This is a genomic window from Breznakiella homolactica (genome assembly GCF_016616095.2).
Classification (GTDB): domain Bacteria; phylum Spirochaetota; class Spirochaetia; order Treponematales; family Breznakiellaceae; genus Breznakiella; species Breznakiella homolactica.
Genome location: NZ_CP067089.2, coordinates 769,975 through 793,415, shown reverse-complemented (window position 1 = coordinate 793,415; position 23,441 = coordinate 769,975). Strand labels below are relative to the sequence as shown.

At 55.2% G+C, this 23,441-nt stretch carries 22 protein-coding genes; 13 read left to right on the top strand and 9 right to left on the bottom strand.

All coding sequences use genetic code 11. The features are described from left to right. The first annotated feature begins 160 nt into the window (after positions 1-160). The 8 genes from JFL75_RS03850 (at position 161) to JFL75_RS03815 (ending at position 8,062) form a co-directional block, all read left to right on the top strand. Positions 161-604 carry a hypothetical protein gene (locus JFL75_RS03850; protein ID WP_215625379.1) on the top strand — a complete coding sequence of 148 codons (444 nt, stop codon included), beginning with the start codon at positions 161-163 and terminating at the stop codon, positions 602-604. 4 nt (positions 605-608) lie between these two features. Continuing rightward, entirely contained in the window at positions 609-1,142 is a 534-nt protein-coding gene (locus JFL75_RS03845; protein WP_215625378.1) for an RsmD family RNA methyltransferase, read from the top strand. 164 nt (positions 1,143-1,306) lie between these two features. Continuing rightward, positions 1,307-1,654 carry a hypothetical protein gene (locus JFL75_RS03840; RefSeq protein ID WP_215625377.1) on the top strand — a complete coding sequence of 116 codons (348 nt, stop codon included), beginning with the start codon at positions 1,307-1,309 and terminating at the stop codon, positions 1,652-1,654. Next, positions 1,647-2,807 carry a tetratricopeptide repeat protein gene (locus tag JFL75_RS03835; protein WP_215625376.1) on the top strand — a complete coding sequence of 387 codons (1,161 nt, stop codon included), beginning with the start codon at positions 1,647-1,649 and terminating at the stop codon, positions 2,805-2,807. The genes JFL75_RS03840 and JFL75_RS03835 overlap by 8 nt, the downstream gene beginning before the upstream one ends. Then, the gene (rlmN, locus tag JFL75_RS03830) at positions 2,807-3,844 is read left to right on the top strand and encodes a 23S rRNA (adenine(2503)-C(2))-methyltransferase RlmN (RefSeq protein WP_215625375.1); all 1,038 of its coding nucleotides are present in this window, start codon (positions 2,807-2,809) and stop codon (positions 3,842-3,844) included. Before JFL75_RS03835 ends, rlmN begins: the two co-directional genes overlap by 1 nt. A gap of 441 nt (positions 3,845-4,285) precedes the next feature. After that, positions 4,286-5,335 (top strand): thiamine ABC transporter substrate-binding protein, encoded by a 1,050-nt coding sequence (locus JFL75_RS03825; RefSeq protein WP_215625374.1) that lies wholly within the window; start codon positions 4,286-4,288, stop codon positions 5,333-5,335. Then, positions 5,299-7,017, top strand: a complete 1,719-nt coding sequence (locus JFL75_RS03820; protein WP_215625373.1) for an ABC transporter permease — start codon at positions 5,299-5,301, stop codon at positions 7,015-7,017. The genes JFL75_RS03825 and JFL75_RS03820 overlap by 37 nt, the downstream gene beginning before the upstream one ends. Then, complete coding sequence (locus JFL75_RS03815) at positions 7,007-8,062, top strand: ABC transporter ATP-binding protein (RefSeq protein WP_215625372.1); 1,056 nt, start codon at positions 7,007-7,009, stop codon at positions 8,060-8,062. The genes JFL75_RS03820 and JFL75_RS03815 overlap by 11 nt, the downstream gene beginning before the upstream one ends. On the opposite strand, the gene JFL75_RS03810 is transcribed toward JFL75_RS03815, so the two are convergent. Further along, positions 8,052-9,458 carry a DUF445 family protein gene (locus tag JFL75_RS03810; protein WP_215625371.1) on the bottom strand — a complete coding sequence of 469 codons (1,407 nt, stop codon included), beginning with the start codon at positions 9,456-9,458 and terminating at the stop codon, positions 8,052-8,054. The genes JFL75_RS03815 and JFL75_RS03810 overlap by 11 nt on opposite strands. Further along, a complete protein-coding gene (locus JFL75_RS03805; protein ID WP_223292757.1) occupies positions 9,459-9,800 on the bottom strand; it encodes a hypothetical protein in 342 nt (113 codons plus the stop codon). A 174-nt stretch (positions 9,801-9,974) separates the two neighbouring features. Between JFL75_RS03805 and JFL75_RS03800 the strand changes: the two genes are divergently transcribed. After that, a complete protein-coding gene (locus tag JFL75_RS03800) occupies positions 9,975-10,847 on the top strand; it encodes an omptin family outer membrane protease (RefSeq protein WP_215625370.1) in 873 nt (290 codons plus the stop codon). Positions 10,848-10,865: 18 nt separating this feature from the next. On the opposite strand, the gene JFL75_RS03795 is transcribed toward JFL75_RS03800, so the two are convergent. The 5 genes from JFL75_RS03795 to JFL75_RS03775 all read right to left on the bottom strand — a co-directional run bounded on the left by JFL75_RS03795 (position 10,866) and on the right by JFL75_RS03775 (position 15,170). Next, positions 10,866-11,270, bottom strand: a complete 405-nt coding sequence (locus JFL75_RS03795; protein ID WP_215625369.1) for a (deoxy)nucleoside triphosphate pyrophosphohydrolase — start codon at positions 11,268-11,270, stop codon at positions 10,866-10,868. Beyond that, positions 11,270-11,683 (bottom strand): hypothetical protein, encoded by a 414-nt coding sequence (locus JFL75_RS03790; RefSeq protein ID WP_215625368.1) that lies wholly within the window; start codon positions 11,681-11,683, stop codon positions 11,270-11,272. Before JFL75_RS03790 ends, JFL75_RS03795 begins: the two co-directional genes overlap by 1 nt. 163 nt (positions 11,684-11,846) lie before the next feature. Continuing rightward, a complete protein-coding gene (locus tag JFL75_RS03785; RefSeq protein ID WP_215625367.1) occupies positions 11,847-12,395 on the bottom strand; it encodes a hypothetical protein in 549 nt (182 codons plus the stop codon). Beyond that, entirely contained in the window at positions 12,388-13,971 is a 1,584-nt protein-coding gene (locus JFL75_RS03780) for an NAD(P)H-hydrate epimerase (RefSeq protein ID WP_215625366.1), read from the bottom strand. The genes JFL75_RS03785 and JFL75_RS03780 overlap by 8 nt, the downstream gene beginning before the upstream one ends. Next, positions 13,968-15,170: an LIC_12708 family protein gene (locus tag JFL75_RS03775; RefSeq protein ID WP_215625365.1), complete on the bottom strand. Its 1,203-nt coding sequence runs from the start codon at positions 15,168-15,170 to the stop codon at positions 13,968-13,970. The genes JFL75_RS03780 and JFL75_RS03775 overlap by 4 nt, the downstream gene beginning before the upstream one ends. 67 nt (positions 15,171-15,237) lie before the next feature. Between JFL75_RS03775 and secA the strand changes: the two genes are divergently transcribed. Beyond that, positions 15,238-17,997: a preprotein translocase subunit SecA gene (secA, locus tag JFL75_RS03770; RefSeq protein WP_215625364.1), complete on the top strand. Its 2,760-nt coding sequence runs from the start codon at positions 15,238-15,240 to the stop codon at positions 17,995-17,997. Between the two features lie 153 nt (positions 17,998-18,150). Here secA and JFL75_RS03765 read toward each other — a convergent pair whose 3' ends face one another. After that, a complete protein-coding gene (locus tag JFL75_RS03765; RefSeq protein ID WP_215625363.1) occupies positions 18,151-19,530 on the bottom strand; it encodes an SPOR domain-containing protein in 1,380 nt (459 codons plus the stop codon). 8 nt (positions 19,531-19,538) lie between these two features. Beyond that, positions 19,539-20,042 carry a hypothetical protein gene (locus JFL75_RS03760; RefSeq protein WP_215625362.1) on the bottom strand — a complete coding sequence of 168 codons (504 nt, stop codon included), beginning with the start codon at positions 20,040-20,042 and terminating at the stop codon, positions 19,539-19,541. 68 nt (positions 20,043-20,110) lie between these two features. On the opposite strand from JFL75_RS03760, the gene loaP reads away from it, so the two are divergent. Genes loaP through JFL75_RS03745 form a run of 3 tightly spaced genes read left to right on the top strand, consistent with a single transcriptional unit; the run spans position 20,111 to position 23,435 of the window. Continuing rightward, positions 20,111-20,653: an antiterminator LoaP gene (gene loaP, locus JFL75_RS03755; protein ID WP_349629691.1), complete on the top strand. Its 543-nt coding sequence runs from the start codon at positions 20,111-20,113 to the stop codon at positions 20,651-20,653. A gap of 42 nt (positions 20,654-20,695) precedes the next feature. Continuing rightward, positions 20,696-22,183, top strand: coding sequence for a polysaccharide biosynthesis protein (locus tag JFL75_RS03750; protein WP_215625360.1), 1,488 nt, complete (start codon positions 20,696-20,698; stop codon positions 22,181-22,183). Beyond that, positions 22,173-23,435, top strand: a complete 1,263-nt coding sequence (locus tag JFL75_RS03745; RefSeq protein ID WP_215625359.1) for a DegT/DnrJ/EryC1/StrS family aminotransferase — start codon at positions 22,173-22,175, stop codon at positions 23,433-23,435. Before JFL75_RS03750 ends, JFL75_RS03745 begins: the two co-directional genes overlap by 11 nt. The last annotated feature ends 6 nt before the right edge of the window (positions 23,436-23,441 follow it).

Here is a 23,441-nt window from a genome sequence, read left to right as displayed (position 1 = left end):
CAGAATTGGTCAAGATGAGCCGGTAAAGGCGCCGGCATTACCCGTGTTATCAGGCAATGAAATATGGAACCGGATACAGAGGGATTGTACCTTGACGAGAGCTTATTCTAATAATACCTTTCCTAAAGCCGTTACTTTGCCGATATTGAAGTAGAAAACCATGAACAAACGAATAAATTTTGAAGACAATATATTCATTCTCAATGTCCGTATCAGAATGGTCCGGGATTTAGTTCTCCTTGACGCCGATCCTGATATATTCCTGGAAAAAACCCTGGATGATCTCGATTTTATCGACGCGACCCTGGCTTTGCTGCTCGACGGGCTTATGAAAAATGATAAGCTTATTGAGCGGACCGAGCAGCTCCATAACCTCTGGGAAACGGAAACCCAGTTTGAAGAGCTTCTCTCCGATATTGCCAACGGGTCCGGAAGTATATCCGTCGCCCAGTTTCCCGTTATCCAGGACCGGGTAGCGGCCATGGCAAACCTGTCCTCGAACCGGAAAAGCCTTATTGACGACTCCCGTCCCAGGGACAGCGAAGAAATTGATCCCATGGTCGTCAGTACCGATGAACTGAATGAACTCTTAAAGGATCTGTAGCCGCATGAGAATAACCGGCGGGTCCCTTCGGGGCAGGCATGTTTCTGTTCCGGCCGGAGTAATACGGCCCGCCATGGACCGGATGCGGGAATCCGTATTCGCGGTGCTCGGGGATCTTTCGGGCCGATCCTTTCTTGATATATTTTCCGGTTCGGGCATCATTGCCCTGGAAGCCGCGTCCCGGGGCGCCGATCCCGTGGAAGCTGTCGAAATGGACCCCCTTAAACGCAGAACCCTCCTGGAAAATGTTTCCATTGCCCCGGTCCGGATACAATGCCGGTTTATGGCCGCGGAACTGTATGTTAAGCGGGCCCGGAGAAGTTTTGATGTTATTTTCTGCGATCCCCCTTTTCCGTATAAGTTCAAGTGGGAATTAGTCAGCGGAATCGCGGAATCGTCCCTTATGGAACCGGGTTCCCTGCTGCTGATACACCGCCCCAGGGAAGATTACCCCGGTTCTTCTTTGCAGCTGGATCTCAGGGAACGCCGGGAATACGGCCGTTCGGTGGTTGATTTTTTTGAAAAACCCGGCAGCTGAGGGATTTTCAGCCTTTTTGTGCGGAATATAACATTTATATATTTGTATTTTTTCCTAAAATGGAGTTTGAATGGTTTTCGATATAAAAAAGTCTTGTCTTACTGCGGTTTTATATAATATAATTTTATATTACTTGAAAAATATGGTATTTTTCGGGCAGAATTATGGATAAAAAAAAAGTTTTTGAGAGATTCAAGGGTCAGGATGTTTTTATTAAAACAGTTCAAAAACCCCAAATCGAAGGATCTACAAAAGCGGCTCTTAACCGGAAAGGAAACATACTATTTAATAATGGGGATATAGAAGGCGCCAGACGGGTTTTTCTAACCACCGGGTATACCGACGGATTGGTTCGGGTCGGTGATTATTATATGTCCAAGGGACGCAGTTTGGATGCCCTTCGAATGTATTGGATTGCTCCGGATAAAAAAAAATCCGAGCCTATTATTGCACAATTATCAAATCTGATACACAATTTACTAAAAGAAGAAGAGGATCATTTTAATGAGTGATGAAATGGGGCATTCGCCGTCCGGTACTGCAAAAGATGAAAAATCAGTGCTTTCGATAATAGATGAAAAAGAAAAAGACGATGTCTCAGAAATCTCGGAACTGTCGAAACAGGGCTATCAGCTGCTGAAGGAAAATAAGATCGGCGAGGCTATCGATTGCTTTAAAAAGATCCTTGACGCCGACCCGGATAACAACTACGCCCTGGTTGGGCTCGGGGACGCGACCCGCAAACGGGGAGCCTTCCGGGATGCGGTGGAATATTACCGCCGCTGTCTTTCCCACCACCCGGGAAACAACTATGCCCTCTTCGGTCTGGCGGACTGCTACAAAGCCCTGAACCAGTACCACAAGGCCATAGAAATATGGGAACAGTACCTTCTCCATGATGATAAGAATATTACCGTCCTGACCAGGGTCGCCGACGCGTACCGCAAGGTCCGGGACTTTAAGAACTCAAAGGCCGTATACCTCCGGGTTCTCGAGATGGAAGAAAACAACCCGTACGCGATTATCGGTCTCGGCCACCTCCACTATGATTTTAAGGAATACCGGGACGCCCTCTATTACTGGGAAAAAATGCTCACCCTCAATAAAACCGGGGTCGATATCAGGGTGCTGACCTCCATCGGAAACTGCCACCGCAAGCTTAAAACCTTTGAGCAGGGCATCCAGTATTTTGAGAAAGCCCTGCAGATGGATCCCTATAACTTCTACGCCCTCTTCGGCCTGGCGGACTGTTACCGCGGGATGAACCAGCAGTACCATTCCCTGGAATACTGGAACCGTATCCTGGAGCAGGATCCCCGGAACAAGGTTATCCTGACCCGGGCCGGCGATGCCTACCGGAATCTCAATGATTACGATAAGGCCACCGAGTATTACCGCAGGGCTCTTAACATAGAATTCGATACCTACGCCGTCCTGGGACTCGCGGTGGTGGCAAAAGCCCAGGGCAAGTACGACGAAGCCATAGAATCCCTGGGACGCCTAATCCAGCAGGATCCGAAAAACTACCGCCTTTATACGGAACTGGCGGACTGCTGGATTAAAAAGGGCGATAAAAACAAAGCCATTGAAATACTTGGAGACTTCCAGAAATACGGTATCCGCAACAATTACGTTACGGAGCTTCTGGATAAACTCCGGTCCTGATGGATTCCGCCGGCGGCTTCACGGGTTTTTTCCCTGAGGAACTCCATGAAAAGCTTATATCCTATCCGCAGTACCGGGCCCGGCAGATTTTCCGCTGGATAGCCCGGGGAGCGGTTTCCTTTGATGAAATGACCGACCTTCCCCTAAGCCTCCGGGATGACCTGAAAAACCGTTTTTCCCTGTATTCAACCTCCGTGGCTGCCAGGCTGGAAGATCCCGACGGAACCGTTAAGCTGCAGATCCACCTCAGCGACGGCGCTATGGTTGAGTCGGTGCTTCTGGTGGACGGTGAAGGCAGAAAAACAGCCTGCCTTTCCGTACAGGTAGGCTGCGCCATGGGCTGCGTATTCTGCAAAACCGGCACCCTTGGTTTGCTGCGGAATCTTACGGCCTCGGAAATTGTTGAACAGTTCCTGCATCTCAGAAACCTGTACCCCGGTATATCCAACATTGTTGTCATGGGTATGGGAGAACCGCTGCACAATATCGAGGCCCTCAGAAGGGCGGTCGGAATCATTGAGCATACGGACGGCATCGGACTTTCTAAACGGAGGATAACCGTTTCCACCAGCGGCATAATAAAGGGTATCCGGGATCTGGCCGATCAGGGCCCCGACGTCCGCCTGGCGGTTTCCGTTACAGCCGCGGACAGTGAACTGCGGGACAAACTCATGCCCATAAGCAGGACCAATCCCCTCCCCGGTTTGAAGGATGCCCTCCGGTATTACCAGGAAAAAAGGCCCGGCAGGATAACCCTGGAAGCGGTGCTTTTGGGGGGACTCAACACCCGTCCGGAGGATGCCCGGGCTCTGGTCTCCTTTGCCCAAGGCCTTGATGTAATTGTAAATCTCATCCCCTGGAATCCCGTGGAAGGAACAGCCCTGGACGGAATTCCCCTGCGGGAGCCCGGAACCCGGGAAGCAGACGGATTTGCGCGGTACCTTGAAAATGCGTCTGTCCGGGTCACCCGGCGGTACGGCAAAGGCCGTTCCGTTGCGGGTGCCTGCGGGCAGCTCGGCAGGGCACCGGCGGAATAAATAACTCCCGGCACAGATGCATGGGGATACCGTGTCTGCGGGTCCCGTCGTATGAAAAAAATACCGCGCCGCGGGATTTCTTTTCATACGACACCCCGCGTTACCGGTAAAACACCATGCTTCTGGCAGGCCCCGCAGTACCGTTATCCCCGGATGCTTTCCGGCTTAAAAGACTCTGCCCCATCTTGACGATGGGATGGTCTTTGACTATGATTTCAGTATTATCACACCGATATCGGGGTGGTTGACCATCCGGCCGGGATTGCCCTGTGCGATCCCAGGTTCTGATGCGATGCCTGAGATCATACCCGCTGAACCTGATCCGGATAATGCCGGCGAAGGGAACACAGCCCAAAGGGAATCCGCTATAGCCTGATTCCGTCTGCGGCTCGCAGCTTACCGATCATGCATCATCCATCCGGTCAGTGTAAGGAGCATCCCATGATGCGCAGGAAGAATACCGCTTCCATTGGCCTTTTTCTCGCTGTCTTTGGTTTCTGTTTCTTTTCCGCCGCCGGTGTTTACGCGGGCGGCAGCGGCGACCAAGTCCTGGATGAAAACCGTATTGTAACGGTCTGGACCTATGATTCATTTATATCCGAATGGGGGCCGGGGCCGGAAATCAAACGGCGTTTTGAGGAAGAAACCGGACTGATCGTAAACCTTGAATCCCAGGGGGATTCCGGGGAGATTCTTTCCCGGCTGCTTCTGGAAGGGGCCGCAGCCAAGGCAGATATCATCCTCGGAATTGACCAGAATATGATGGACAGAGCCATTGGCTCCGGCCTCCTGGAAGCCTATGTTCCCGCCGGAGCGGAACGGATACTTCCGGAGGTACTGGTTGACGAACAGTACCGGCTTATACCCATGGATTACAGCTATTTTGCCTTTGTGTACGATTCCGAGGCGATTCCCGTCCCGCCGTCCAGTCTCGAAGACCTTACCCTCCCGCAGTTTGCCGGGAAGGTAATTCTCATGGATCCCCGGACATCGTCCCCGGGGCTCGGCTTTTTAGCATGGACCAAGGAAGTATACGGCAGTGCATGGAAGGATTACTGGCGGCGGCTCAGACAATCGATTCTGACGGTCGCCGAAGGATGGAGTTCGGGATACGGCTTGTTTACCTCCGGTGAAGCTCCCCTGGTATTATCCTACACCACCAGCCCGGGATACCACCTGGAATACGAAGGCACGGAACGGTATAAAACCGCGCTTTTTACCGAAGGCCACCCTATCCAGGTTGAAGTAGCGGGAATCCTGGCCGCGGCGCCCCATAAGGCCAATGCCAGACGGTTTATGGACTTTATGGTGTCCGAAGCTTTCCAGGAGGTTATTCCCACGACGAACTGGATGTACCCGGTAATCGATATGCCCCTCCCTGATTCATTCAGAATAAATCCCAAAAGCAGCAGATCTTTTATGCCGGCTCCGGTCAGCGCCCAGGATCTCAATGAATGGGTCTCCGTAATGACCGAAACAGCGGGACGATGAAACGGAATTTTTACTCCGGTGAACGGGTAATTTCCTGGATTCTTGCTCTTTTTCCCCTGGCAGCGGTGGCGGGTGTTTTTATACTGCCCTATATCAGTGCCCTTGCCGGAGGATTCAGGGGAAAGCAGCTATCCGGTGATACCGCGGGACCGGGGACAAGCCTTCTGGGAGACCCGGCTCTCCGCAGGGTGGTCGCCTTTACCCTGAAGCAGGCTTTTCTGAGTACCCTCCTGGCATTGTCCCTGGGAATTCCCGGGGCAGTGGCCGCGGGAGCCGGCCGGTTCCGGGGGCGGCGTATCCTCCGGGCGCTGACGAGCATTCCCTTTGCCATGCCGCCGATTCTGGTGGTCCTGGGGTTCGTACTGTTCTTCGGCAATGCCGGATGGCTCAACAGGATTATTGCCGCTGTCAGCGGCGTTCCCGAAGGCCCCCTGAGGATTCTCTACAAACCTTCAGCCATTGTACTGGCCCACGGGTTTTACAATTTTCCCTTAGTCATCCGCCTGGCCGGAGACGGCATTGCCCAGGCACGGAAAGCCTATGAGCCGGCCGCTTCCAGTTTGGGCGCATCCCCGGTACGCATGTTTGCAACGGTCATACTCCCGGTAATATTGCCGTCCGTTGTATCGGCGGCGTTGCTCATCTTTCTGTACAGTTTTACCAGCTTTGCGGTAATCCTCGTCCTGGGCGGAGGCCCCGGGGCGACGACCTTGTCGGTGGAGATATACCGGTACGCCCGGATTGCCCTGGATTACCAAAGCGCCGGAATTCTGGCGCTGGCGGAAACAGCCATTGCCGGACTTGTGTTTCTGCTTTACCTGTATTTTGACCGAAAAGCCAAAAGCGCGGCGGGAAACGGAATTGAGCTGGACCGCGGCGGTATGGACGGGCCGAACTATTCCGGTCTGTATAAAACAATTATCGGGATTTACGGTTTCTGTATGGTCATGTTTATCCTCGGCCCCATACTGTCGGTTCCCCTGGAATCGTTCCTCTATAAACCATCCCGGACAGCGGCGCCGGTTTTTTCTTTGCGGTACTGGGCTTCCATGGGGAAAAACATTGTACCGGCCCTGGGAAGGTCCGTCATACTCGCGGTGCTGTCCGCTACGGCGGCAACGGTCCTGGCGGTTCTCGGGGCAGCGGCGGTGGCGGTCAATTCCCAAAGCCGCCTTCTCAGGGGACTTATCCGCGTAGCCACCACCGCCCCGCTTGCCTCAAGCGGGGTTGTCCTCGGGCTGGGCTGGCTGAGCCTGTACGGCAGGGACAATGCCCGTTCGGTCTTGGCGGTGGCACTCATCCACGCCGTGACCGCCCTGCCCTTTGCCTATCTTTCGGTCTCCGAAGGCCTCCGGTCGGTTCCCGGAAATACCCTCAATGCCGCCGCCGTATTCGGCGCGGGACCATTCAAACGCACCTTAACCGTGGCCATCCCTATTTCCCTCGGACGGCTCCGGTCGGCCTGGGGGTTCTCCGCGGCGATCAGCCTGGGGGAGCTAAACGCCATTCTGATGCTCGGAATGGACCATTGGGAGACCCTGCCCCTGTTTATCTACCGGGCCGCCGGTTCCTACCGGTACGGTTTAGCCTGCGCCGCGGGGACCATATTAATACTATGCTGTATCGGAGCTTTCCTGCTTTCCGATGCGGAAACAGGGAGAAAAAAAGACCATGTCCATTGAAGTTCGCCAATTGGAAAAAACATACGGAGATTTTTCGCTTTCCCTCGATTTTTCGGTCAGCGACGGAGAAACCCTCATCCTCGCCGGCCCCTCGGGCTGCGGCAAAACAACGGCCCTCAGCCTGATCGCGGGACTCATCCAGGGCGACCGGGGGGCCATAACCATTGACGGAAAATCCGTTGAATCCGCGCCGCCGTGGAAACGGAATATCGCGGTTGTTTTCCAGGATCTGGCCCTGTTTCCCCATCTCGATGTGGGAAGAAACGTCACCTACGGACTTTTTATCCGGGGAATCCCCAAGGCGGTCCGCCGGGCAGCCGCGGCGGAAAAACTCAAAACCGTCCGGCTTTCCGGGTATGAACGGCGCCGGATCCAGACACTTTCGGGGGGCGAAAAACAGCGGGCCGCCATTGCCCGGGCGCTGGCCCAGGATCCCCGGGCGCTGCTTCTGGACGAACCATTTTCGAGCCTTGACGCGCCCCTCAGAAAAGAGCTCCGGGAGGAATTCCTTGAAATAAGAAAACAGTCCCCGGTTCCCTGTATCTTCGTTACCCATGACCGGGAGGAAGCTGCCATGCTCGGGGACCGGATCGCCCTTATGTCACAGGGAAGCATTGCGGAAATAGGAAAGAGCCGGGACCTCTTTCTGGAACCAAAAACGGAATTCGCGGCGCGCTTTTTCGGTTTTGGCCAGCTGCTTCCCTGCAGGATTCTGGAAGGAAACGACCGGGCCGTGGCGGCGGAAACACCCCTTGGCCGGCTGCGGGTACGGGATATTTCATCCCTTAATCCGGAGAAACCGCTGCTCTTTGTACCCCGGGACGCACTGGGATTTGAAGAAAACGGCAGGCACGGAACAGCCGTTTCCGGGATAATCCGGAAAAGCCTTTTCCAGGGTGAACGGATACTTTCGGAGGTTGAGCTGCAGGATAAAACCCTGCTTGCGATTGAAGCGGATCCCCGGATGGAGCTGCCGCCGGAAGGTTCTAAAGTGCGCCTCCGGGTCGATGAGTCCCTGATACGTTTCGTTCAGCCTACCGCATAATCCAGGAAAAAAGCGCCTGGAAAATACCGATAAAAGCCCCCAGGATGGCGCCGAAGACGTTGATCCATTTGAGCTGGTTCGCCATGACACCGAGGACGATCTGTTCCACGCTGAGCATATCCAGAGAATCGACCCGTTCCACCACCATGGCTTTTATATTTATTGAATTGAGAATCGTCGTTGTCCGCTCATCGGCGACTGAAAGAATTTTCTCGCTGATAAAGGTATCGATGGCATCCTTCTTTTCGTGGTTCAGGGAAAAGATCCCCGCGAGGCTCGCGGACCGGTGTTTTTCAAGAAACCGGTCAATGGTCTGGCCTATCTTAAGGCCCATATCCTTGTCCGCGAAATTCCGGGCGAACCCAAGGATTTTCTCACCCAGGGAAACGGTGCCGCCCCCGGTCCAGCGGTTTATGATTTCCCCCACCGGCTGGTCGAGGTAAGACGAAACCACCGCCGTAAGGAATCCCGCCAGACGTTCGGAGGATTCCTCCGCGGACAGAAGCCGTTCCACGGTATCCTTCGTAAAATAAATAAGCCGTTCCCGGGTATCGGGATCCTGGCTCAGTTCCTCGAGCTGGCGGATGAGATCGTCGATTATCTCGGGCATCCGGTCATGAAGGGTTTTGTCGTATTGGGCGGCGGAAATAAAAAACCGCTGGAACGCGCTCAGTTTGAGGATGGCGTTGTTCAGGAAGATGCGGCCGTGGAGTTCCAGTTCCGAATGCACCTCTTCGCGGCGCAGAAAGGCGAACAGGGAATCCGCCAGATGGGGAAAAGCCTTTTCCAGCACCGGGACCAGGGATGAGGAAACCTGGGCCGACGACCGCTGCAGCCCGTCCCGGATAACCCGTTCTATGGTTTCCTTAAAAGCTTCCGCCTTTTCCGGGCCCAGCATATCGGATACGCTACGACCACCGGAATGTTCCGCCGCGTTGGAAGCTATTTTGTCGATGAAGGTAGCAAACGCCGGGGACGCGAAAAAATCCCGGAGGAGTATGGCAATAAACCGGGAAATATCCGACAAGCCCGAAACGGTTTCATCCTCCCCCTCCCGGGGAACCCGGAAACTGAGTTCACCAATGGGGGTGGAAATAAGTTTTTCCGTATACATGGCCACCGAATCGTGGAGACTCTTCCGGAATTCCTCCTTCCGCAGCCGCTGGCGGACAATCTCGGGGGTAAGGAGTTCCCGCTCCACCATGGCTCCGATACTTTCGGCGAGTTTGTGCCGTTCCCTGGGCAGTATCCCGGGGGTAAAGGGAAGGCGTATATTAAAAACCCGTATTTCCTTAAGCGGCCGGAAGAGCATCTTTATTGCTACCGCGTTGGTCACATAACCGATGATGGCCCCCACCAGGGGCGGCACCACCCAGAGCAGAATGGTCCCTGTCATTTAGCGCAGATTCTCCGCGGCGGTTTTCGCCTGGGATTCATTGTCGTAAATCTGAATATTCGCCTCCTGAAGCCAGCCATTGTAGCTTCCTTCAATCAAAACCCAGGGTTCCGAGTCACCGTTACGGTGCACCTGCCGCCGCTCCATGATCTCAACAATGGAGCCCCGCCGCACGTAACCCATGGAAGCCGCATCGGATTTTGGTTCCGCGAGAACATGGATATACGAAGCGGTCACCACTCCGTATCCCACGGACAAACGGGAAAGGGGGTAATTCACCGGCGGAATCACAGGGGATTCTTCCCTGCGGGAGTCACAGGAACAAAAAAGCACCGTCATCATAAAAACCAGTATTGTTACTTGACCGCATCGGACAGGATAGCCTACTCTCATATAGTGAAAAATATACCTATTTTTATTCCCTTCGTCACTATATTATTATCCATTTTCGTCCAGGGTGCAAATGGCGACGGGAAAGCAGGTACTGAATTATTCACTTCCGGGTATTCGTTTTCGGTGACTCCGTCGTTCGGACTTTTATGGGGTAAATCCGAAGAGATCGTATACCATAACGCCCAGGAAAACACTTACCTGAGCCAGCTTATCTGGGAGATGAAACCCCTGTGGTATATGGGCTCATCCTTCAGTGTTTTTCCTTCCGAGCCTATGGATGGGATCGGGTTTTTCGCGGACCTTTCCCTGAAATTCGGGTTCAGCAACGGTACCGGTGATATGGAAGACCGGGACTGGCTGGGAACCACCCATTCCGAACTGACCCATTTATCGGTGCATACCAATTATACCGAGGGCGCGGTGCTTGCGGATTTTACCGGCGGTGTGGGGTTTCCCATTGTATCCCGGGTTGTATACAAAATGTTTGTCAAAGCATCGTATATGCATTTCAAATGGACCGCCCGGGAGGGATACCTGCAGTATGCCAGCTATACCCAGGGCGATTATGAGCCCTGGGATGAGTCCCTATCCAAGGTTCCCGTATACGGCGCGGCCATTGCGTACGAGCAGGATTGGTTTTTGGCAGGCACCGGGATCGGCTTGTACGTTCCGTTTTTAAGGATATTCTCCCTGGAGGCGGAAGCCGCGGTGAGTACCCTGGTACGGTGCGCTGCTTTGGATGACCATTTCGGCAGGAATCTCGAATTCTATGACGAGACCAGGGGCGGCCTGGCCTTCGATATCGGGGCCCGGTTTTCCGTTTCCCTGCCCCGTTTTATTGACCTTGGATTTTCAGTCTCCTACCGCCGTATCAGCGGAACCAGGGGCGATTCAAAGGAACGTTCCACCGATACGGGGTTATACACAGGAACCAGCTCCGCCGGCACCGGGTATTCAGTCCTGGACGCGGCAGTAACGGCAACTATCAGGTTTTAGATTTTTTGAAGCCGCGGGTCAGGCTTTTTCAGCTATGAACCGCCGGAGCGCCGGAAGCAGTTTCGTGTCGGAACCGGCAAAATCGAGTTCCGTGATTTCCTCCAGGGACGCCCATGCCCACGCGAGGTGCTCGGACAGCCGGAAGTTGTGATCCTGGAATGAAACCGCGTAGGCGTTGACAATCCGCTGTATACCGCGGTGCTCAAAATCAGCATGTCCAAGAAGCCGGCCCACCGTAATCGGTACGCCGAATTCCTCTTCGTATTCCCGCCGGAGCGCCGCCTCGTCGGTTTCACCGGGTTCGACTTTACCCCCGGGGAATTCCCATTTTTCGCCCATATCACCGCCGGGCATACGCTGGGCAATAAAGAATTTCCCGTCTTCCAGGGCGATCCCGGCGACGGATTTTTTTTGTTCTCCCATTAGAGAAGTAGTACCGTGGGGAAAAGGAAATGGAGGCCCGCCGCCGCCATGGCGACTATGCCGATCCATTTATAGTTGGCGTTTACCAGGGTACTGATCTTTTCGGATTTTTCAGAATCAACGGTGGTCTTCCGCCGGTAATAATCGAAAATAAGGACAAAACCCGCCAGGAGGCCCGCCAGGGCCGGTATGAGGTCGCCGATTACCGGCACGTCCCCGGAAATAACGGACAGTATTTTCAGGATCCCCACGGCGGCGGCGGCGATTCCAAGCACCAGACGGAACGTCCCGTTGGACGGGGAAAGCTTGAATCCTTTTTCATCATCGGAAACGGCATCCCACCCGGCTCCGGTAAAGAGTATGTATCCGCTCACCGCATTAAGAAATATTGACAGAAAATAAAACTGCAGCATACCAATCCCCGTATAATTAGTTTGATATAAAAAAGATAATCCATAACATGGTCAGGGTCAACGGTAAAGGACAGCAGGGCAGCCGCATTATTATAAAGAAAACTCCCCGCAGCAGCATGGATACATAGCCGGAGGCAGCGCTTGTTTGAGCAGCTCAGCAACGTTAATCCGTTTTTACCTGGAGGCGCTGTATTTCATGGTCATTCTGAATGAGAATCAGAAGTTCATCGCTTTCGAACGGAAGGGCGACCCGGAACTCCTCCTCGGGCTGGAGTGAAAAGAAGATGCGGTCGGCGAAAATAACATATTCCCCGCTTTCATCCTTAGCATCCTCCCCTACGGGAGACACCGCCAGGTCTACCGAACCGGTGTATGAGTCCTCCCCATCCCGGGCGCTTTTTTTAACCGCCAGATAGGTTGTTCCCTGGAATTTAAAAGCCGAGAGGGTTATGGCATTGCCGCCGAACAGGGCATCGTCATCCCTTCCGGTGAAAACTGAGATCATAAAACTCGCGCCCACCAGTACGATGATGGACAGAAATATTAAAGTAGACGACCGCGTGGCCGTCAGGGTGCGGAACAGATTGGGTTTCCGGACAGGGGTTTGGTCGTTCAGTTTCCGCACATCCTCGGACGCCCGCTCCAGCCGGCGTTCCCGGGAATACCGGAAAACCAGATCCTGTTCCCTGATGTTGTTTTTATCATCATCCATGACGCTGCCCCCGTACGCCGCCCATCCAAGCGGCTCCGGCGAGTTTTGCCGCCGCCTCTGCGATGGTCAGGGGATCACAGAACCCCGAATCCGCCGCAGCGGCTTTTCCCGCCGCGGTAAGAAGGGCCGCCGCCGCGACGGCCGCGGAAAAAAGATCCCCCCGGGGCTGCCGTTTAGCAGTCCTGCCGGCTATCCCGGCGCACAGTCCCGCCAGGAGGTCCCCTGACCCGCCCGCCGCCAGCGCCGGGGTCATTCCGTCTACCGCCGCGAGCCTCCCGTCGGGGGAGGAAATCCATGTTACGTGGCTTTTGAAGATTATGACCGCCTTCTTCTCACGGCTGAGCCGTGCAAGGATTGTCCCGGGACTGGCCAGGGCTTCTTCCTTGGATATTCCGGCGTAACGCGCCAGTTCCCCCGCGTGGGGCGTAAGAATGACGCTGCCGTGGAATTCAAAATCCCGGGAAAGGGTAATCGCATCGGCATCCAGGACCAGCGCCGTTCCCCGGGATTCGGCGTCCAGGGCCCGCCTCAGGACCGGCAGCCGGCTGTCATCGGTCCCCCAGCCGGGTCCCAGGAGCATGGCATCGGGGGTAAAACGGCCGTCACCGGATAAAGCGGTATCCCCGTCATCCACCATGACGCCGCCGGACCCGGAAGCCAGAATCGGATACAGGTCACGGTCCGCCAGGAGCCGGACCAGCCCGGCACCCGCGGCCTGGGCTCCCCGGGCGGCAATCCGCGCGGCGCCGGCGCTCCCCTGTGAACCGGCCCGGATTTCAACGGTTCCCCGGGTGTATTTGTAATCATCGGGATTAACCGGCGGAATGATTTTCTGCGCCGCGTCCCAATCCCAGAGATAAGTACTGCCATGGGATTCCTGAAGTTCTTTGGGGAAGATCCCCGTCACCGGCAGAATATGTCCCGCGGCGGTCCGGGACACGGGATGGTACAGGCACGATTTTACCGGCTCCACCGCCAAAGTCGCGCTGGCATAAATTACAGGCCAATCCGCTTCCCGGGTGTCACCGCATCCCGAAGGGACATCCACGGAAACTACGAAGGAATTTTCCAGGGAATTAATCAGGCCGGCCATCTCCAGAGGGTCCCCCCGGAGCCGGTCACGCAGGCCCGTACCGGCAATGCCGTCAATAATCAAATCCGCCGATTCCAGGGCTTTTCCCGAATCCTCCCGGCGGGTATCCCAGGGTAACCATGCGGCGCCCATTGCCCGCAGCGCCCTGAATGCCTCTGAGCCGGGGGTGTGTTCCGTCTCGCCGGGAACCCGGCTGATAACCAGGGAACAGTTTTCCGCTGCGGCATGGCCGTTCAGTATAAGAGCCCTGAGCATAACCATGGCATCGGCGCCGTTATTTCCGGAGCCCGCCGCCACGGCGATCCGCAGTCCCGGATTCAGGAACAGGCCCGGATACGTTCCGGCAAAGACCCCGGCGCAGGCGCGGCCGGCGGCTTCAACCAGGGCAAAGGGATCGAGCCCCCAGGAGGATGAAGCCTCCCGGTCCAGGGCTTTCGCCTGTTCCGCGGAAACGAGGATTTCCCCGCGGGGAACGGGTTTCACTGGAGGAATTCTCCCAGGAGCACATCGCTCCGCCACCAGACAACCTTGGCGTCCCAGTCGGTTGCCAGGAGCCCCGATAGGATACCATCCTCGGAAACACTGAAATCGTTGAACTGGAGTTCCTCATTATCGACCCGGATAAACCCTCTCCGCTGGTCCGGGGAACCGGAACGGAGCACCAGCATGGCGTAGCCGCCTTCAACGGGCACGGACAGCAGCACCCGGCCGCCCTGAATAACCCCGAGCATGGCATAGGTTACTTCCTCGGTTACCCGCCGGTTGTTTTCGGTAAAGGTCCGTTCATAAAACGGAATCTCAATGGTATCCGCAACACTTCCGTCATCGGCGTTTAAAATCCAGATTATGGAACTGTCCATGACACTGCCGGTTTTCGTGTTGGTGGATTCATCATAGGTATCGCGGTAGTAATCGACCTTGAGGTAAAGTTTCCGCTCGTCCGGAGCGACGGATATAGAATCCAGGGAAGGCCAGACCTCCCGGTCCGGCGGCACGGGGATCTGTTCGTTGAGAATCGGTATGAGGTACACCAGCGCCCCCTGGGCATCGAACCAGTAAATATTCCAGCCCACCGGAAGCCGGCAGACCACGGCAAGATCGTCCCGGTAGGAAGTGAAGATGCCGTTTATCCGGGGAAACGGCGAACCGCCGATACCTTCCTGGCCAAGATATTCCACGAACCGGCCGTCGGCGTCAAAATGGAGTACCGTGGAGTCCAGAAGAGCCCGGGTTTCGGAATCGAAACCATGGCGTTCCGCGGGAAGCCGGTCTTCCACGTAAATATGTTTTCTGGAATCAACGCTGATCTCCCCGGGTTCCCTGAGGGGATATGAAAAAGCCCACCGGGTTACGAGCTCCTGGTCATTGACATTAGTCCGCAGGGTCATGGGCGGCGGATTGGTTTCTTCATTATAAATCATAAACAGAAGATCACCGTAGGAAGTATAGCGGACTATTTTTTCGCCGTTGCCGTCGGAAATATAGAACAGGCCGTCCCGCATGGTTATACGGGTTTTCCGGATGCTCCGGTTGCCTTCGAGGTTATACAAATCTATCTGATCCTCCAGGCGGCCTATATCGATGGTGAACAGATCTTCCCGGTCTATGGACTGAACATTGATCCTGGAACAGGCGCCCAGTACAGCTGCGGAAAACAGGGCAATAACAAAGAATCTTCTCATAAAAGAACCTTAGACGCCTCCGGCCTGCTTGTCAACGGATGAGCGAAAAGGGTACATTTATACTGTTATGTTCGATAAAATTGTAAAAGCTATATTCGGATCACAGCATGAACGGGATTTAAAAGCGCTTCTTCCCATCCTGCATAAGGTCAATGAAAAAGAAGCCTGGGCCCTTTCCCTTACGGACGATGATTTTCCCCGGATGACGGAAGTCTTCCGGGAGCGCCATGTCAAGGGTGAAAGCCTTGATGACCTGCTCCCCGAGGCGTTTGCCCTTGCCCGGGAGGCAGCCCGGAGGAAACTCGGGGAACGGCCCTACGATGTCCAGGTTTTGGGTTCCATCGTTCTGCACCAGGGCAAGATTGTTGAAATGAAAACCGGTGAAGGAAAAACCCTGATGAGTGTTTCCGCCACCTACCTCAACGCGATCCCCGGCAAGGGGGTCCATGTGGTTACCGTTAACGATTACCTCGCGGGCCGCGACGCCGACTGGATGCGGCCTGTTTTCAGTTACCTTGGGCTTACCGTTGGAACCATTCTTTCGGACATGGACAACGAACGGCGGAAGCAGAATTACGCCTGCGACATTACCTACGGCACCAACAACGAATTCGGTTTCGATTATCTCCGGGACAACATGCGCTGGGATATAGAAGGCCGGGTCCAGCGGAGCCACAACTTCTGTGTGGTAGACGAAATCGACTCCATCCTGATTGACGAAGCCCGGACGCCCCTCATTATTTCCGGCGCCGCCGAGGACGATACCTTCAAATACGCAGAAGTCGACAAACTCCTCGGATCCCTGGAGGAAGTGAAAAAGAAAGACAACGGGGAATATCCCGACGAAGCACAGGGCGAGGAAGTCATCGGCGACTATAAAATAAACGAAAAAAACAAGAACGTTTCCTTTTCCAACGCGGGACTCGCGAAAATCGAAGACATTCTCCAGAAGCGGAACCTCATAAAAGGGGCCATCGTGGATGAGGAAAACTTCGAGTACCTGCACTACTTTACCCAGGCTCTGCGGGCGCATAAACTGTTCCATCTCGATGTGGATTACGTTGTCCAGGACGGACAGGTTCAGATCGTGGATGAATTCACCGGTCGTATCCTTCACGGCCGCCGGTATTCCGACGGCCTGCACCAGGCCATTGAAGCCAAGGAACGGATCAAGATCGCCCAGCGCAACCGGACCCTGGCGACCATTACCTTCCAGAACTTCTTCAGGCTTTACGATAAAATCTCCGGCATGACCGGAACCGCCGATACCGAGGCGGTGGAATTCAGCAAAATTTACGGGCTCGAAGTGGTGGTTATCCCCACTAACCTGCCCGTCGCCCGGGCGGACGAAGAGGATGTGGTGTACCTCAACGAGGCTGAAAAATTCAACGCCCTGGGGGACGAAATCAGTTCTGCCTTTAAAAAAGGGCAGCCTGTTCTCGTCGGTACCGTATCAATCGAAAAATCGGAGAAGCTTTCCGCCATGCTTACCCGCAGGGGGGTACGCCACGAGGTCCTCAACGCCAAGAACCACGCCCGGGAAGCGTTTATCATTTCCGAAGCCGGCGCCAAAGGATCGGTAACCATTGCCACCAACATGGCCGGCCGCGGTACGGATATCAAACTCGGCGGAAACCCGGAACACCGGGCCCGCAAACGGGCCGGCACCGACGCGAGCCCCGAGAAATACGCCGAAATCCTGAAGGATGAATACCAGAAATGGAAAACCGACTATGAGGAAATAAAATCCCTGGGAGGGCTTTACGTAATCGGTACGGAGCGCCACGAAAGCCGGCGTATCGACAACCAGCTCCGGGGACGTTCCGGCCGCCAGGGTGACCCGGGACGGAGCAAATTCTTTATTTCCATGGACGACGATCTGATGCGCCTGTTCGGCGGTGACAACATAAAGAACCTTATGTCCCGGATCGGCATGGAGCCGGGGGAACCTATCTACCATCCCTGGCTCAGCAAGAATATCGAAAAAGCCCAGAAAAAGGTTGAAGAGCGGAACTTTGAAATCCGCAAGCACCTCCTGGAATACGATGACGTGCTCAACCAGCAGCGAAAATTCATCTATGAACAGCGGGACGCTATTCTGGCGGACGCCAGCCTCAAGACCCGGGTAAATGACGCCACCGTGGAAATGGTCCAGACGGCTCTGGAGGAATACAAGAGCAGCGGCCGCCGGGACTCCCAGGAAGCGCTCAATGAACTTTCAGAATACCTTAAGGAAAAATTCGGCTACCAGCTCAACACCGAAGATATCAACAAGGGCTCCAATGCCGCGGAGGAGCTTGAGAAGAAAATAATAACGGACCTAGAAACGGAACTCGCCGAAAAAGAAGCCCTGGTAGGCAGCGAGAACCTCAATACATTTATCCGTATGCAGTACCTCCAGTCCATAGACCGGAAATGGCTCGACCACCTCGAAAGTATGGAAGGGCTCCGGGAAGCGGTATATCTCCGCAGCTACGGCCAGAAGAATCCCCTTACGGAATATAAAATTGAAGGTTTCCAGATCTTCGATACCATGATCGATACCATCCGCCAGGAAATCGCTTCCAGGGTCCATCTTGTCCGCATTCAGCAGGCGGGCGACCGGGAGTCCCGGCAGCGGCCCATGGGAACGGTCCATTCGGCGAACCACGGAAGCATCGGCGCATTCGCCGGAGAGGGCGGCAGTTCCAAGGCAGCTCCTGCGGGTCCGTCATCCCGGGCGCAGCCGGAATCGGCGACGGTTGTCCGGGCGTATCCCAAGGTAGGCCGCAACGACCCCTGCCCCTGCGGCAGCGGCAAAAAGTACAAATACTGCCACGGACGATAGCTTTACCCTTTTTAAAAAAATAACCTATGGCCGGAACCGCGGTTCCGCCATAGGTTATTTTTTTGCCATGCCGGCACCGCAATCCCTGAGAATACCAAGACCCTATAGATAACGGGAAACACCGGACGGACCGTATGTTTCCCGTTTTATTTGTCAGCTTTCCTGCCGGATAAAAGCGTCCCCATAGCCGATTGTCTTAAACCGCTGCAGCAGGGCCCCGCTTTCGCCGAGGTTGACCGGACCCACCAGGATCCGGTACAGAGGTTTCGTTCCGGTGCCGCCTATCTGGACAGCCAATGGATAGGCCCTGCCGATTTTCGAAAGTTCATTTTCAACCGAGTCGGCATAGGAAAAGGCTCCCAGCTGGAGGTAGTATTTTCCCTGTTCCAGACGGTCAATTACCGGGACCGAAAAAGCCGCGCCGCCGGAGGTTCTCTCGGAATAGTCCGGATGTATCGCAGGGGTTCCTCCGGAAACGGCAGCCTCAGGGGAACCGATGATATGCTCTTCGGGGATCACGGTTTCCGGCTCTCCGGCGCTTAAGGCGGCATCAGGCAGGGGACTTATTTCTGCATCCCCGGGGAGTTCCATCCAGGAACTTTCCGGGGGCCGCTCCTCCGCGGGAACCAGGGTGATTTCAGCGTCCGCCATATCCCAGACAGTGTCGGGGGTTTCTCCCTCGGCAAGGGCTTCGGCGGTTTCAGGATAATCGGACTCTTCCGTACCGGCTATTGGCTCGTCATTGGCTTCCGGTTCGGTATACGCCAGGAAAGGATCGGGATACATGAATGTTTCGGGTATTTCGTCATCCTCTTCATGAACCGCGACTTCCGGTTCCGGCTCGGTAAGATCCGCACCGTCCACGATTTCTTCGGGATACACCCATGCAAGCTCCGGGCTCGGTTCGGCGCTTATTCCTTCGTCTTCCGTCAGAGCCTCAGTGGGTTCAAATGAATAGGGAACATCCACGATGGTTTCGCCGGCTTCCGGTTCTTCCTCCGCGGGTTCGGCATTACTCAGATAATGCTCCTCCACGGATATATCCTCACTGGATATTACCGGAGGAACCGCCGTGGTATCGGAAACCGGAGCTGTCTCACCGGAATCCACCGGGCCGAGAACAGTGGGGTAATTGGCCGCCACCGCCGCCCGGGGGTCGTGGTCGGGATCACCGCTGGAATTCAACCCTTCGGTAAACCGGGAAAACGCGATCGGATCCGACGGCATGGTCATGCGTATCCTTCCGACGGAACGGTGCTGAAGCCCGATGGCATCGGCGGCATCCCGGGAGAGAAGCGCCAGAAGACCCGGAGAATCGAGCCCCGCGGCCACCACTACCCTGACGGTTTTCCGTGTTTCCAGGTTTGTGACCTCCACCACGGTATTCCGCGGAAAGGAACTGCTCGCCGCGTAGAAGCCTTTTTCCGGAAGCTCCCCGTTTGAAGTTACCGCCGCGGCGCCTTCCCATACGGAGGCGCTGACCAGGAGGCACAGACATCCAATTGTTGCAAATAATACCGGTAGTTTTTTCATACCCTCACCTATCCTTCAAAATGGGAAAGCATATTCCGGGCAGCTTTTTTGGCATTCTGCAGTTCGTCAGTTACCGGAGCTGCGGGATTTCCCCTGTATTGCTGTTCAAATAAGATTTTATGCGGCTGTATCCGTACAAACCGCAGGGCAATGGTTCTCGGTCTCGGAGCGGTGGGCTCATCCGCGGGCTGTGACTCATAGTTCAGAACCGCCAGGATATAGTAGTTTGCCCCGCCGGCTAAGGTTTCTTCGATATCCAGGAGCCGTTCCTCCGGATACGGCTGGGCCTGGTCCGCGGTGAGCCGCAGGATCGGCGCGTTGCTTACAATATGGCCGGTGTCAAAAAGAACATCCATGAGGCCGCCTTCCCAGAGGCTTGAGGCATCCAGCCGCGGCGCGTCTTCATTAACCCCGGTTTCCACTACCATGATGGAAACCGTCGCGGCAAAGAGGGATGTTCCGAAAACAAAAAAAACAGCACCCACGCACATCAGGCGTCGCAGAAAAACCATAGAACCCTCCGTTTTACCTATCGGCATTTTAACGGTTCCCCTCAAGCTATTCCCGAAATTTTTCAAATATGCTACGCTTTAATTACCCTATGAAGTATTACACCATTCAGGTAAAAACACGGTCCGAAAGGAAATACATGAAACTCTTCAAGGCCCTGCATCCCATGTCCGATCTGGAAATGTTTTTTCCCTTAAAGGAAATGCCGGTGCGGAAGCTCGGTGTAATAAAGGATAAGACCAGCCCCATACTGCCGGGGTATATTTTTCTCGAACTCGATGATGACGATTCCATCAGGAACTACTACTGGGAGCTGCGGAAAACCGACGGGTTTTTCCGGTTTCTTAAGTCCAACCAGGATATTCAGCCGCTTACGGGGAATAGCCTGGAGGTCATTCTGTATTTGCTGAAGAAAGTCGGCCCCGTGGCGGGTAAATCAAAGGTAGTGTTCGATGAGAATTCCCGTATTATGGTACTCGAGGGCCCCCTCAAAGGTTTTGAGGGGAAAATAATCAAAGTTGACAAACGGAAAGGGAGGGCACGGGTAAAACTGGATATCTACGATGAATCCCATAGCATTGACCTGGCTTTTGAAGTCATGGGAAAAGCATAGAATCCCGGGATTCAGCCGGCGTAATCCATTACCCAAAAAATCATGGCAGCACCAAAAACTTCCCGCCTGTATATAATCGGCGCCGGTTTCGCCGGACAGACCCTGGCCAGGGAGATCAGAACCAAGGCGGTGTTCGGCGAGCTTGTGGCGTTCCTGGATGACGATCCCGAAAAGATCGGACGCCGGATCGACCAGGTCCCGGTATTGGGGCCGATCCAGGATGTGGCCCAGCTTCTGCGGATGAATCCCGCGGATGAGGCCATCATCGCCATGCCCGGCGCCTCCCGGGAATACCTGGGGGAACTCTACAATACCCTGAAACAGGCCGGGTTCCAGCAGATCCGCATCCTGCCGGGGATCTCCCAGATAATCGAAGGGGATGCCCACCTTATCCAGACCCGGTCCATTGATCCCCAGGATCTTCTGGGCCGCACTCCGGTGGCGGTTAATCTCAAGGAAAGCCTCAGATACCTGCGGGGCAAAAGGGTTCTGATCACCGGGGCGGGCGGGTCCATAGGCAGCGAACTGTGCCGGCAGCTGCTCTCCGGGGGAGCCCAGCGGCTGTACCTTTTCGGCCACGGCGAAAACGCCATCTATATGATTGACCGGGAGCTTCACCTGCTCCAGGAAGAAGGGGTCGGCGAAAAAGCGTCCATTGTTCCGGTAATCGGGGAACTGAAGGACCGGGACTACATGGATTATATCATCGGGAAGCTCAAGGCGGATGTTATTTTCCATACCGCCGCGTACAAGCACGTTCCCATGATGGAAGAGAATCCCGTCGCGGCCATTGAGAACAATGTCCTCGGCACCGACAACCTCCTCTACGCGGCCCGGGCTAACGGGGTTAAACGGTTTGTTCTGATTTCCACGGACAAAGCCGTTGATCCCGTTTCCGTGTACGGCGCTTCAAAATACCTCTGCGAACAGCTCGTGCTCCGGGCGTCTTCGGCGCAGGAGGATACCCATTATATGGTCGTCCGTTTCGGGAACGTCCTGGGTTCCCGGGGATCCATTGTCCCGCTGTTCCAGAAGCAGATCGAGAAAGGCGGTCCGGTGACCGTAACCCATCCCGACATGCGGCGCTGGTTCATGACCATTCCGGAGGCCTGCTCCCTGGTACTCAAGGCCGGAGGGGTCGGCGAAAACGGGAGGCTTTATCTCCTTGATATGGGTGAACCCATTGCCATCCGGGAGATGGCGGAGCAGATGATCCGGTTTTACGGGTTTGAACCGGAAACTGATATAAAGATTGAGTATATTGGATTAAGAAACGGCGAACGCCTCGATGAACCCCTGTGGGGTGACGGCGAAGTCCCGGTGGATACGGAATTCCCCAGGATAAAACGGGTGGAACGGAAAAGCCAGGAGAATCCCATTGATATGAATGCCCTGATGGCGGAACTTAAACCCATCTGCTGCTATACCCAGGACAACCCCGGGGTTTACCGGGACAGCCGCGCCCTGAGGGATGCCCTGCACAGGGTCATCCCGACACTCACTACACCGGATACGAGCTATGGATACTGAAAAAATACCCTTTGCCCGGCCGTTTATCGGCGAAGCTGAAGAAGCGGCGGTCCTCAGGGTTCTCCGATCGGGGTGGCTTACCACGGGCAGCGAGACCCTGGCGTTTGAAAAGGAATTTGCGGCGTTTTTCGGGGAACAGGCCAGCGCTGAAAGTGAGTCTGGGCGGCTGCATGCTCTGGCGGTCAACTCCGCCACCAGCGGCCTCCACCTTGCCATGGAAGCCGCCGGAGTGGGTCCCGGGGATGTGGTCCTGGTTCCCTCATTTACCTTTACCGCCACCGCCGAGGTCGTGCGGTATCTCAGCGCCGACGTCGCCTTTGTGGATGTCACCCCCGGGACCTGTCTGATGGACCCGCAGAAACTCGAAGAAACCCTTCTGCGGCTTAAACAGGGACTCCCGGCGTACGAACGCCGCGGAGAAGACGGAAGCATCCAGCGGTTCGGGCCCAAGGGCAATCCCAAGGCGGCCATTCCCGTACACTACGGCGGGCTCCCCTGCGACATGGACGCGATCATGGAAATCGCCCGGAAGTTTGAACTTTTTGTCTGTGAGGACGCGGCCCACGCGTTCCCTTCCCGCCTTGAGGACGGCCGCTGGGCGGGGCTTTTGGGCGATGTTGGGGTCTTTTCGTTTTACGCCACTAAAACCATAACCACCGGCGAAGGCGGTATGGCGGTTACCCGGAACAGCAGCCTGTCCCAACGAATGGCCATAATGCGTTCCCACGGCATTGACCGGAGCGTCTGGAACCGGTACACCGACACCAAAGCATCCTGGTACTACGAAGTGGTGGCCGCGGGATACAAATACAATCTCCCGGATATCCTGGGGGCATTGGGAAGGGCTCAGCTTTCCAGGGCCATGGATCTTCTGGAAATGCGCCGGGCCATTGCCCGGATCTACGACGATAATTTCAAAGACTGTGCCTGTCTTTCCCTGCCGGCCACCGGCGCCGCGGATGCCCGGCACCTCTACCCGCTGAAGCTCGGCCTCGAAAACCTTTCGATTTCCCGGGACCGGTTTATTGATCTGCTCCAGGAGCGCGGTATCGGAGTATCGGTTCATTTCATTCCCCTGCATACCATGCCTTATTACCGTGAAAAATACAGTCTCGTACCGGGGGATTTTCCGGAATCCTGCAAGGCCTTTACCCGTTCAATTTCCCTTCCGATTTGGCCCGGAATGGATAATAATCAAATTATGCGGGTAACTGCCGCGGTCCTGGGGATTGCCCGGGAATACAGTACGTAACGAGGA